Consider the following 12,159-nt stretch of genomic DNA (forward strand, 5'->3'; position numbering starts at 1 on the left):
CCAGCCCGATGACGCAACCCCGCATTTATCCGCTCGGCGATGCCGCCCTCGTCTGCGAGGTGCCGCCGCCCGCCACGCTCGATTGCCAGCGCCGCGTCTGGGCCGTTGCCGAGGCCGCGCGCGCGTGGCCCGACGTGATCGACGTCGTGCCGGGCATGAACAACCTGACCATCGTGTTCGACGCGCTCGCCGCGACGGCCGACTCGCTCACGCCCGCGCTGCGCGACGCGTGGGAGACGGCCGACGTCGAGCATGCTGACGGTCGCGAGGTCGAGATCCCGGTCGAATACGGCGGTGCCGCCGGCCCCGACCTGGCGGCCGTCGCCGCGCACACGGGCCTGCCGGCCGACGAAGTCGTCGCGCGCCACGCGGCCGGCGAATACGTCGTGTTCTTCGTCGGCTTCCAGCCCGGCTTCGCGTATCTCGGCGGCCTCGACGCGTCGCTGCACACGCCGCGCCGCGCGGCGCCGCGCCTCGAGGTGCCGGCCGGCTCGGTCGGCATCGGCGGCGCGCAGACGGGCATCTACCCGACCACGTCGCCCGGCGGCTGGCAGCTGATCGGCCGCACGTCGCAGGTGCTGTTCGATCCGGCGCGGCCGCAGCCGACGCTGCTGCTGCCCGGCGATCGCGTGCGCTTCACCATTGCGGGAGTCGACGCGTCATGACCCAGAGCAACGCACCGGGCACCATCGAGGTGTTGCGCGCCGGCCCGCTGTCCACCGTGCAGGATCTCGGGCGCCGCGGCACCCGCCACCTCGGCGTCGCGCAGGGCGGCGCGCTCGACGGCCTCGCGCTCGAGGTCGGCAACCGGCTCGTCGGCAACCGCCCCGACGCGGCGGCCGTCGAAGTCACGATCGGCCCCGCCGCGTTCCGCTTCACGCGCGCGACGCGCATCGCGATCACCGGCACAGAATTCGGCGCGACGCTCGACGGCCAGCGCGTGTATTCGTGGTGGAGCCTGCCGGTCGAGGCCGGGCAGACGCTCGTGCTGCCGGCCGCGAAACGCGGGATGCGCGGCTATCTGTGCATCGCGGGCGGCATCGACGTGCTGCCGATGCTCGGATCGCGCAGCACCGATCTCGCGTCGCGCTTCGGCGGCCTCGGCGGCCGCACGCTGCGCGACGGCGACCGGCTCCCGGTCGGCGTGCCGCCGGCCGGCGCGGGCTGCCTCGCGGCCGATGCGCCCGAATTCGGCGTGAAGGCGCCCGCTTGGTGCGCCTTCGCGCGCGTCGACGAGCCGCCGCGCCGTCACCGCCCCGCGCATGCGCCGTGGGCGATGCCCGTGCGCGTGCTGCCGGGCCCCGACTACGCATCGTTCGCGGCCGATTCGCAGCAGGCGTTCTGGGACGAGGAATGGCTCGTCACCGCGAACAGCAACCGGATGGGCTATCGCCTCGCGGGCGCCGAGCTCGCGCGCGAGCGGCCGGTCGAGCTGCTGTCGCACGCGGTGCTGCCCGGTACGATCCAGGTGCCGCCGAACGGCCAGCCGATCGTGCTGATGCACGACGCGCAGACCACCGGCGGCTACCCGAAGATCGGCACGGTAATCCGCGCCGATCTGTGGAAACTCGCACAGGCGCGGCTCAACCTGCCGATCCGCTTCGTGCGCACGACACCCGACGCCGCGCGCGCCGCCCTCTCCGCGGAACGTGCCTATCTGCGGCAGATCGACATTGCGATCGACATGCGAGAAGAAGCGCGCCGCCGCGCTCAATCGCGCGCAGCGTGACAATGGCGGAAGCAGTAACGAAGGACGCGCCACGCAATCAGTGGACGAGGAAACATCATGGAAATCGATCTGAATGCCGATCTCGGCGAAGGATGCGGATCTGACGAGGCGCTGCTCGACCTCGTCACGTCGGCGAACATCGCCTGCGGCTGGCATGCAGGCGGCGCGAATGCGATGCGCGACTGCGTGCGCTGGGCCGTGCAGAAAGGCGTGTCGATCGGCGCGCACCCGAGCTTTCACGATCCGGAGAATTTCGGCCGCAAGGAAATGCAGCTGCCGGCCGGCGACATCTATGCGGGCGTGCTGTACCAGCTCGGCGCGCTGTCGGCGATCGCGCAGGCCGAAGGCGGGCGCATCGCGCACGTGAAGCCGCACGGCGCGCTGTACAACCAGGCCGCGCGCGACCCGCTGATCGCCGACGCGGTGGTGTCCGCGATCCACGACTTCGATCCGTCACTCGCGGTGTTCGGGCTCGCGAACAGCGTGTTCGTCGCGGCCGCACGGCACGCGGGGCTCGCCGCCGTGGAGGAAGTGTTCGCAGATCGCGGCTACCGCGCGGACGGCTCACTCGTGCCGCGCAACCAGCCCGGCGCCTTGATCGACGATGAAGACGCGGTGCTCGCGCGCACGCTCGACATGGTGCGCAACCGGCAGGTGCGTGCATTGAGCGGCGAATGGGTGCCGCTCAACGCGCAGACCGTCTGCCTGCACGGCGACGGGCCGCATGCGCTCGCGTTCGCGAAGCGGATCCGCGCGGCGCTTGAGGCCGCCGGCGTCGACGTCGTCGCGCCCGGCGCGCTGCAGGCCGACGAAGGCGCGTGACGCGCATTCATCCCGTGCAGCGCACGCTGCACGCATCGGCCGCACAAAAGAAAAAAGCGCCCTCGTGGCGCTTTTCCGTTGGCGCAATCGCTGCGGCTTCGCCGTCTGTCGATTCGCCCCCCGAAACCGTCTTTCGACGGTGACCGGAAAAATCTTCCGGATTAAAAAACGTCCGCCGCCGCCCGATCACTGCATTCCCCGGTCAGACGACGGAACGTTGCTTATGTGCAAGTCGGCCTGCATGCATGTGTTATTCGACGATGATTGGCCCCGCCGTGCATGCAGACTCTCCGCGGCCGGCACGTGCTTCACGTGCCGGCGACGCTCACCCCGCGCTTTATTTCTGCTACCCCGTAGAACTTATCTATTCTTTTCATTTTTTCAACTTGTGGGGTGAAGAATAGAGATTGCCAGAACGGGATGTCAATCGTTTTAAACGCTATTTTCCGACGAATCAAGGGTTTTCCTTATCGATACCCACCACGGCTCAGGCGCTTCACGCCGTGCGCGCGATGTCAATCAAACAGGGGAAGATCAGGGCGTACCGCCGGGCGCGATCAGTTCGCGTCGACCCGGTATCCTTGCTGGCGCAACAATTCGAGCACGCCGCGCGGGCCGCCCAGATGCAGCGCGCCGATCGCGACGAACAGCGGCCGGTTCGGCGCGGCGATTGCGGTCATTCGTGCAACGAAGCGCCGGTTGCGCTCGTACACGATCTTGTTGTCGATCGACGCCGACAGCACCTTCGAACGCGCGAGCCGCTCGCTCTTCGCGACGGCCCACGCGGAGATCGCGTCGGCGTCGCCAATTCGCCACAGCCGGTGCAGCGCCTTGATGTCGTCGGCGTTCTGCGCGGGCGTCTGCACCATGTCCTGCGCGAGCATCTCGCGCTGCTCGGCCAGCGTCAGCCCGGTGAACGCGCGCATCTGTTCGGCGAGCGTCTCGAGCCCGATCACGCGGCCGCCCTTCTTCTTCAGGAACACGTTCTGCAGCTGCGCCTCGGTGCCGTATTCGGTCTGCAGGCCGGCCGACAGCGAATCGTAGGTCTCGACGACGAGCGCCGCGAGCCACGGCCGCATCTTGCGGATTTCGGCGAGCGCGGCCGGATTGCCGCGCAGGCGCGCCGCGAGCCGCTGCCACAGCGGTTCGGGCAGCAGGCGCTGCAGGCACGGATAGCGGCACACGCCGTACTTCGACACGTCGTCCTGCGATTCGAGCAGGTCGTCGGGCGACAGCTCGAGCGCAAGCGTCGGCGATGCGGCGAGTGCCGCGAGGATGCGCGGCCGGAACGGCTGCGCGCTCGGGTAATCGGACGGGTCGCCGGTGTGCAGCGTGCCGAGCACGTACAGCGTGACGTTGCCCTTGGTCGCGACGTAGAACGGCATGCGCGCGGGCTGCACGCGCACGGTGCCGCGCGACACCGTGCCGTCCGACACGGACGGTGCGTGGAAGCCCGGCAGGCTCATGCCGGGCGGCGGGACTTGCGACGGATGGATCGGTGACGTGGCCGGCGCGCGCCCTTCGGCGCGCGCGGATTCGACGGGAACCACGAGGCTGGCCGCCACGCACGCGCCGGCCAGCGCCGCGCCCGTGACGGTGCGCACGCTCCAGCGCCGCGCGTAGCGGTACGCACGCATCACGCGCGCACCGCTCGTCCCCGCACGGCGCACGCCGGACACGCGCGCCGCCAACACTTCAGGCATTCGCCTCCCCTACCTCCTCGGCGCGATGGCACGCGACCTGCCGGCCATCGACCTCGCGCAGCTTCGGCTCCTCCACGCGGCACCGCTCGACCGCGTACGGGCAGCGCTGGTGGAACGCGCAGCCCGACGGCGGATTGAGCGGCGACGGCAGTTCGCCCTGCAGCTTGATCTGCACGCGGCGGTCTTCCTCGAAGATCGCCGGCGTCGCCGACATCAGCGCCCGCGTGTACGGATGGCGCGGCCGCGCGTAGATCGTCGCCTTGTCGCCGAGCTCGGCGACGCTGCCGAAATACATCACCATCACGTCGTCCGCGACGTGCTCGACCACCGACAGGTTGTGCGAGATGAACACGTAGCTCGTCTTGAACTGCTCCTGCAGATCCATGAACAGGTTCAGGATCTGCGCCTGGATCGACACGTCGAGCGCGGACACCGGCTCGTCGGCGACGACGATGCGCGGATCGAGGATCATCGCGCGCGCGATCGCGACACGCTGGCGCTGGCCGCCCGAGAACATGTGCGGATAGCGCTTCGCATGCTCGGGCCGCAGGCCGACCGTGCGCATGATCTGCGCGATGCGCTGCGCGCGCTCGGCCGCCGTCAGGTTCGCGTTGATCTCGAGCGGCTCGGCGAGCGTCTGCTCGACGGTCTTGCGCGGGTTCAGCGACGCGAACGGGTTCTGGAACACCATCTGCACGCGGCGGCGCAGGTCGGCGACCGTCTCGCGGCTCGCGCCGGCGACGTTCTTGCCGTCGATCGTCAGGCTGCCCGACGTGGGCGTCTCGATCATCGTGAGCTGGCGCGCGAGCGTCGACTTCCCGCAGCCCGACTCGCCGACGACGGCAAGCGTCTTGCCGCGCTTCAGCGAGAACGACACGCCGTTCAGCGCCTTCACGGTGCCCTGCCCGAACATCCCGCGCTTCACCGAGTAGTGTTTCGCGAGGCCGTCGGCCACCAGCACAGCTTCATCGTCGTGCGACGCGCGAGGCGTCTGATTGACTGCGTTCATCGTGCGCCTCCCGTCAGGTCGAGGTTGGAAACATTGAGCGGCTTGATGCAGCGCGCGCGCATCGCATCGTTGGCCGGCACCAGCGTGTCGAGCGCCGGCCGCGCCTTGCGGCAATCGTCGACGACATATTTGCAGCGCGGCGCGAACAGGCACCCGGACGGGCGATCATCGCGGCCCGGCACCATGCCGGGCAATGCGGCAAGGCGACGCGCCCCCTGATTGTGCTCGGGAATCGCCGCGAGCAGCGCTTCGGTGTACGGATGATGCGGCGCACGGAAGATGTCGGGCACGCTGTTGGTCTCGATGATCTCGCCCGCGTACATCACCGCGACGCGCTGCGCGACCTCCGACACCACGGCCAGGTCGTGCGAGATCAGCACGAGCGCCATCCCGCGTTCCTTCTGCAGCTTCACGAGCAGATCCATGATCTGCGCCTGGATCGTCACGTCGAGCGCGGTGGTCGGCTCGTCGGCGATCAGCAGCTTCGGGTTGCACGCGACGGCCATCGCGATCATCACGCGCTGGTTCATCCCGCCCGACATCTGGTGCGGGAACGACGCGATGCGGTTCTTCGCATCGGGAATGCCGACCTGGTCGAGCAGTTCGAGCGCGCGCCGGTTCAGCGCGTCGCCGCGCAGGCCTTCGTGCAGCTTCAGCACCTCCTTGATCTGGTAGCCGACCGTGTAGCTCGGGTTCAGGCTCGTCAGCGCGTCCTGGAACACCATCGCGATGTCCTTGCCGACGATCTTGCGGCGCGCCTTCGGCGACGCCTTCAAGAGATCCACGCCGTTGAACGTGACCTCGTCGGCCGTCACCTTGCCCGGTGCGTCGATCAGGCCCATCAGCGCCATCATCGTCACGCTCTTGCCCGAGCCCGATTCGCCGACGACGCCGACCACCTCGCCCGGCGCGATCGACATGTTGATCCGGTCGACAGCGGGCAGGCCGTTGAAGTTCACCGCGAGATTGCGGATGGTCAGAAGATTTTGGCTCATGGTCACGCCATCCGTTTCAGTTTGGGATCGAGCGCGTCACGCAGCCCGTCGCCGAGCAGGTTGATCGCGAGCACCGAAATCAGGATCGACAGGCCCGGCATCGTCACGATCCACCACGCGTTGTCGATGTAGTCGCGCGCGGAGGCCAGCATCGCGCCCCACTCTGCGGTCGGCGGTTGCACGCCGAGGCCGAGGAAGCCGAGCGCGGCCGCGTCGAGGATCGCCGACGAGAAGCCGAGCGTCGCCTGCACGATCAGCGGCGCCGTGCAGTTGGGCAGCACCTGCGAGAACATCAGGCGCAGCGTGCCGGCACCGGCCACGCGCGACGCCGTCACGTATTCCTTCTGCAGCTCGCCGAGCGCCGACGCGCGCGTCAGGCGCACATAGGCCGGCAGCGCGACGATCGCGATCGCGAACATCGTGTTGGTGAGGCCCGGGCCGATGATCGCGACGACCGCGACCGCGAGCAGCAGCGACGGCAGCGCGAGCAGCACGTCCATGATGCGCATCACGGGCGTGTCGGCCCACTTCTGGAAGAACGCGGCGACGAGCCCGAGCACGATGCCGGGGATCAGCGCGAGCACGACCGACACGAAGCCGATCCAGAACGACATCCGCGCGCCGAACATCAGCCGCGAAAGAATGTCGCGGCCCGCCTCGTCGGTGCCGAGGATGAATTGCCAGTTGCCGCCGGCGAGCCACGCGGGCGGGATCTTCACGAAGTCGCGGTATTGCTCGACCGGGCTGTGCGGCGCGATCAGCGGCGCGAGCAGCGCGACTGCGATCAGCACGATCACGACGATGCCGGCGCCGACTGCGCCGCGGTTGCGCGAGAAGTTGGCCCAGAACTCGCGCAGCGCGAGCGCACGGCCGCCGGCCGGCGCGGATTCGGTCGGCAGGGTGTTTTGCAGATTGCTCATGGAATTACCTCGTGTGGCGGATGCGCGGATTCAGCACGCCGTACAGCAGGTCGACGACCAGGTTCACGACGATCACGAGCGTCGCGATCAACAGGATGCCGCCCTGGACGACCGGATAGTCGCGGCGGCCGATCGCATCGATCAGCCACTTGCCGACACCGGGCCACGAAAAGAGCGTCTCGGTCAGCACGGCGCCCGCGAGCAGCGTGCCGATCTGCAGGCCGATCACGGTGACGACCGGGATCAGCGCGTTGCGCAGCGCATGCACGACGACCACGCGCACGGGCGACAGCCCCTTCGCGCGGGCGGTGCGGATGTAGTCCTCGCGCAGCACTTCGAGCATCGACGAGCGCGTCATCCGCGCGATCACCGCGAGCGGGATCGTGCCGAGCACGATCGCGGGCAGGATCAGGTGGCTGACCGCCGACTTGAACGAGCCTTCGTCCGGCGCGAGCAGCGCGTCGATCAGCATGAAGCCCGTCGGGTGCGGGAAGTCGTATTCGACGGCGATGCGCCCCGACACGGGCGTCCAGCCGAGGTATGACGAAAACACCATGATGAGGATCAGCCCCCACCAGAAGATCGGCATCGAGTAGCCGGTGAGCGCGGTGCCCATCACGCCGTGGTCGATGACGGAACCGCGCCGCAGCGCGGCGATCACGCCGGCCGGCAGCCCGACCGCGAGCGCGAACACGAGCGCGCACAGCGACAGCTCGACGGTCGCCGGGAAGCGCGCGAAGAATTCGCCCGCGACGCTCGTGTTGGTGATGATCGACGTGCCGAGGTCGCCATGCAGCGCCCGGCCGATGTAGTGGACGTACTGCATGGGCAGCGGCTGGTCGAGCCCGAGGCGTTTCATCGCCTCTGCGTGCATCGCGGGGTCGACGCCGCGCTCGCCCATCATCACTTCGATGGGGTCGCCCGGTATCAGGTGAATCAGCGCAAACGCCAGGATGGTGATGCCGATGAAAGTCGGGATCACCATGCCCACGCGGCGCAACACGAATCTGAACATGATGCGTCTCGTATTTTCTTGTGGGAAATGTGCGACCGGCGACGGGAAGCTTTTGGCCTCCCGCCGCCGGATGAGTTAGCCGGTCTTCGCGACAGCTTACGACAGGTGTGTTACTTCACGCTAACACCGTCGAAGCGGGCATAGCCGAGCGGTTCGATACGCATGTCCACCACGTTCTTGCGCACCGGCTGGTAGACCGTCGAGTTCGCGATCGGCGAGAACGGCAGCTGTTGCGCGAAGATCTGCTGGGCCTGCGTGTAGAGCTTCGTCCGTGCGTCCTGGCCCGTCGTCGTACGGCCCTTCTGGACCAGTTCGTCGAACGGCTTGTAGCACCAGTGCGAGAAGTTGTTGCCCTTGATCGCTTCGCAGCCGAGCAGCGTGCCGAGCCAGTTGTCCGGATCGCCGTTGTCGCCCGTCCAGCCGATCAGCATCGTGTCCTGCTCGCCCGAGTGCGCGCGCTTGATGTACTCGCCCCACTCGTACGTGACGATCTTCGCCTTCACGCCGATCTTCGCCCAGTCGGCCTGGATCATCTCGGCCATCAGGCGGGCATTCGGGTTGTACGCGCGCTGCACGGGCATCGCCCACAGCGTGATCTCGAAACCGTTCGGGAAGCCTGCCTTCGCGAGCAGCGCCTTCGCCTTCGCGGTGTCGTAGGCCGGCATCTTCAGGTTCTTGTCGTACGACCATTGGGTCGGCGGCACCGGTGCGTTCGCGGCCTGGCCGGCGCCCTGGTAGACGGACTCGAGGATCGCCTTCTTGTTGATCGCCATGTCGAGCGCCTGACGCACTTCGAGCTTGTCGACCGGCTTGTGCTCGACGTTGTACGCGAGGTAACCGAGGTTGAAGCCGGCCTGCGACGGCATGTCGACGTTCGAGTCGGCCTTCAGCGTCGCGATGTCGGCCGGGCGCGGATAGCTCATCACCTGGCATTCGTTGCGCTTGATCTTCTGCACGCGCACGCCCGGATCCGGCGTGATCGAGAAGATCAGCTTCGAGATCTTCACTTCGCCCTTCTTCCAGTAATCAGGATTGCCATCGAAGCGGATCGTCGCGTCCTTCGTGTAGCTGCGGAAGATGAACGGGCCCGTGCCGACCGGCTTCTGGTTGATGTCGGCGGCCTTGCCGGCCTTCATCAGCTGGTCGCCGTATTCGGCCGACAGGATCGACGCGAATTCCATCGCCATGTTCTGGATGAACGGCGCGTTCGGTTCGGCCAGCGTGAACTTCACGGTGTACGGATCGACCTTCTCGATCTTCGTGATCAGCTTGTCGAGGCCCATGTCGGTGAAGTACGGGAACGACACCGGGTACGCCTTGCGGAACGCATTGTTCGGATCGAGCATGCGCTCGAACGAGAACACGACGTCGTCCGCGTTGAATTCACGCGTCGGCTTGAAGAAGTCGGTCGTGTGGAACTTCACGCCGTGGCGCAGGTGGAACGTGTACACCTTGCCGTCGGACGATACGTCCCACTTCTCGGCGAGGCCCGGCTCGACCTTCGTGCCGCCGCGCTCGAATTCGACGAGACGGTTGTAGACGGTGAACGTGGCGGCGGTGAAATCGACGCCGGTCGTAAATTGCGCGGAATCGAAACCCGCCGGGCTGCCTTCTGAGCAGTAGACGAGCGTTTTGTTCGGGATCTGTGCGAATGCAGAGCCCGCGACGCCGAGCGATGCCGCTGCCACGCCTGCAATGGCGGTAACACGCAGGGTGTGCAACAGACGGTTGTATTCCATGTTTCCTCCAGGTCTCCAGATCGGAACCGGCCCCGCCAGGGTCCGGCGTACGCGGATATTACTTGAGCTAACGATGCGGCAACAAGCTGGAGAAAAAACTCTTCTAGACGCACCCACACGGGTTTTTGCCGATGTATCGCGCGAATGAAAAATGCGAAAAACGCGCGCGAGCGACAGTTCCGTTCATTCGGCGCAAGTTTCGTTCGACAACTAAACAATTCGGGCGCGAACGCGTCGGTTCAGCGAGGCTGCTTTCGTCGTCGGGCCACCCATCATTGCGTTTTACGAAACGATCCGATGGCCGTCTTCAATCCGTCATCCGATCACGCCGGCGCGTCGAGGTCGGCACTGCGCGCGGGCACGAATGCGACCGCGACGATCGACAGCGCGATCCCGGCCATCACGTAATAGGTCGGCGCGAGCGGCGTGCCCGTCACCTTGATCAGCCACGTGACGATGAACTGCCCGAAGCCGCCGAACAGCATCACCGCGACGTTGTACGCGATCGACAGCCCGGTCGAGCGCACGTTGGCCGGGAACAGCTCGGCGATCATCGCGCCGAACGGTCCGTAGTAGCCCGCGAGCGTCACCGACAGCACGGCCTGCACCGCGATCAGCCGTCCGATGCTCGGCGCCGCATCGAGCCAAGCGAACAGCGGATACATCAGCGCGAGCGTCAGCACCAGCGACCACAGCGACAGCCCCTTGCGACCGATGCGATCGGACCATGCGCCCGCGATCGGCGACAGGACCATCAGCAGCAGGTTGCCAACGATCACCGCGTAGAACGATTCCGAGTACGGCAGCTTCAGCTGCTTCACCGCGAAGGTCGGCAGATAGCTGATCAGCACGTAGATCGTCACCGTCAGCGCGATCACCGAGCCGAGCCCGCACAGCACCTCGCGCGGGTAGCGCGTGAACACTTCGCCGAGCGTCGCGCGGCGCGCGCTCTGCTGCGCATGCAGGAACGCTTCGGAATCGGCGAGATGGCGGCGGATGTAGAAGCCGATCGGGCCGATCACGAGCCCGAGGATGAACGGCACGCGCCAGCCCCAGCTGCGCAGCGCGTCGTGCGACAGCCCGCGCGTGACGGCCGCGCCGACGAGCGCGCCGATCAGCAGCGCGGCTGCCTGGCTCGCCATCTGCCAGCTGCCGTAGAAACCGCGTTTCGAGAACGGCGCCGCTTCGATCAGCAGCGCCGTCGCACTGCCGAATTCGCCGCCCGCGGAGAAGCCCTGCAGCAGCCGGCCGAGCACGATCAGGATCGGGCCGCCGATGCCGATCGCCGCGTAGGGCGGCGCGATCGCGAGCAGGAAGATGCCGGCCGTCATCAGCAGGATCACGAGCGACAGCGCGGCCTTGCGGCCCGCGCGATCCGCGTACAGTCCGAACACGATGCCGCCGATCGGGCGCATGAAGAACGCGACGCCGAACGTCGCGGTGGTGAGGAGCAGCGACGAATACTCGCTGGAGGTCGGGAAGAACAGCTCGGCGATCACGACCGTCATGAAGCCGAACACCGTGAAGTCGTACCACTCGAGCGCGTTGCCGATCACGGCAGCGGCCACCGCACGGCGGTTCAGCGCACGCTCGGGCCGGACCGTCTTGGTTGAATTCGCAATCGTCGCCATGCGTGCCTCGTCCTCGTGATTTCGCCGTGTCGGGCGGTGCGGCGCGCGGGTGGGTCGCGGCGCGCAGGTTTGCAGCGAGTGTAGAAAGCGACGGAACCGTTTTCAAGCATTAAAAAACGCCCGCCATCTTTCGACGGCGGGCGTTTTGCGGTTTTCGCCACAATGCGGCATCGCACGATGCCGCACGGACTCAACCCATCTTCGAGAAAGCGCTGCACCAGCCCTTCGCCGACACCTGCTTGCCGGGGAAGGCGCCGCACGGGCCCGATGCCGAGCCCTTCTTGCCCTGGTACAGCATGCAGGCCGCACAATCCTGGCCCGCTGCGTATTTCGGGTACTTCGTCTTGTCGACCTTCGTGGCATCGGCCTTGTAGCCGAGCGCCACGGCGGTCGGATCCGTCTCCGACAGCATCGGCGCATCGGCCAGCGCTTCGCGCGACAGCGCCAGCGCGGACACGGCACCAATGCTCGTAATCAGGAAACTCCGACGGGATGTTTTCATGGGGGACTCGCTCCAACGTTATCGGTTTGAAAGCTGTTCTGGCGACAGCCCGTCAACAGAATACCGCTCAAGCGCATAAATGTGCGCGCCGAAA

11 protein-coding genes are annotated in these 12,159 nt (G+C 67.1%); 3 read left to right on the forward strand and 8 right to left on the reverse strand.

The genetic code is table 11. The annotated features are described in order from the left end of the window. Positions 1-8: 8 nt before the first annotated feature. From pxpB to pxpA, 3 genes are read left to right on the forward strand one after another with little or no spacing between them, the layout of a single operon-like run. Complete coding sequence (pxpB, locus tag AC5LXX_RS15645) at positions 9-665, forward strand: 5-oxoprolinase subunit PxpB (protein WP_493410033.1); 657 nt, start codon at positions 9-11, stop codon at positions 663-665. Next, positions 662-1,729, forward strand: coding sequence for a 5-oxoprolinase subunit C family protein (locus AC5LXX_RS15650; RefSeq protein WP_493410034.1), 1,068 nt, complete (start codon positions 662-664; stop codon positions 1,727-1,729). Before pxpB ends, AC5LXX_RS15650 begins: the two co-directional genes overlap by 4 nt. A gap of 57 nt (positions 1,730-1,786) precedes the next feature. Next, positions 1,787-2,551, forward strand: a complete 765-nt coding sequence (gene pxpA / locus AC5LXX_RS15655; RefSeq protein WP_124456808.1) for a 5-oxoprolinase subunit PxpA — start codon at positions 1,787-1,789, stop codon at positions 2,549-2,551. Between the two features lie 557 nt (positions 2,552-3,108). On the opposite strand, the gene AC5LXX_RS15660 is transcribed toward pxpA, so the two are convergent. The 8 genes from AC5LXX_RS15660 to AC5LXX_RS15695 form a co-directional block, all read right to left on the reverse strand. Then, positions 3,109-4,254 (reverse strand): TraB/GumN family protein, encoded by a 1,146-nt coding sequence (locus AC5LXX_RS15660; protein WP_493410035.1) that lies wholly within the window; start codon positions 4,252-4,254, stop codon positions 3,109-3,111. Beyond that, positions 4,247-5,263 carry a peptide ABC transporter ATP-binding protein gene (locus tag AC5LXX_RS15665; protein ID WP_124456810.1) on the reverse strand — a complete coding sequence of 339 codons (1,017 nt, stop codon included), beginning with the start codon at positions 5,261-5,263 and terminating at the stop codon, positions 4,247-4,249. Before AC5LXX_RS15665 ends, AC5LXX_RS15660 begins: the two co-directional genes overlap by 8 nt. Beyond that, positions 5,260-6,258 carry an ABC transporter ATP-binding protein gene (locus tag AC5LXX_RS15670; RefSeq protein ID WP_493410036.1) on the reverse strand — a complete coding sequence of 333 codons (999 nt, stop codon included), beginning with the start codon at positions 6,256-6,258 and terminating at the stop codon, positions 5,260-5,262. The genes AC5LXX_RS15665 and AC5LXX_RS15670 overlap by 4 nt, the downstream gene beginning before the upstream one ends. A gap of 2 nt (positions 6,259-6,260) precedes the next feature. Beyond that, positions 6,261-7,178, reverse strand: coding sequence for an ABC transporter permease subunit (locus AC5LXX_RS15675; RefSeq protein ID WP_124456812.1), 918 nt, complete (start codon positions 7,176-7,178; stop codon positions 6,261-6,263). A gap of 4 nt (positions 7,179-7,182) precedes the next feature. Further along, the gene (locus tag AC5LXX_RS15680) at positions 7,183-8,193 is read right to left on the reverse strand and encodes an ABC transporter permease subunit (protein WP_493401820.1); all 1,011 of its coding nucleotides are present in this window, start codon (positions 8,191-8,193) and stop codon (positions 7,183-7,185) included. Positions 8,194-8,303: 110 nt separating this feature from the next. Next, positions 8,304-9,932, reverse strand: a complete 1,629-nt coding sequence (locus tag AC5LXX_RS15685; RefSeq protein WP_493401821.1) for an ABC transporter substrate-binding protein — start codon at positions 9,930-9,932, stop codon at positions 8,304-8,306. Positions 9,933-10,255: 323 nt separating this feature from the next. Beyond that, entirely contained in the window at positions 10,256-11,563 is a 1,308-nt protein-coding gene (locus tag AC5LXX_RS15690) for an MFS transporter (RefSeq protein ID WP_124456815.1), read from the reverse strand. A gap of 190 nt (positions 11,564-11,753) precedes the next feature. Continuing rightward, positions 11,754-12,065 (reverse strand): high-potential iron-sulfur protein, encoded by a 312-nt coding sequence (locus tag AC5LXX_RS15695; RefSeq protein ID WP_021163765.1) that lies wholly within the window; start codon positions 12,063-12,065, stop codon positions 11,754-11,756. Positions 12,066-12,159: the final 94 nt, after the last annotated feature.

The organism is Burkholderia torrens (assembly GCF_984668525.1).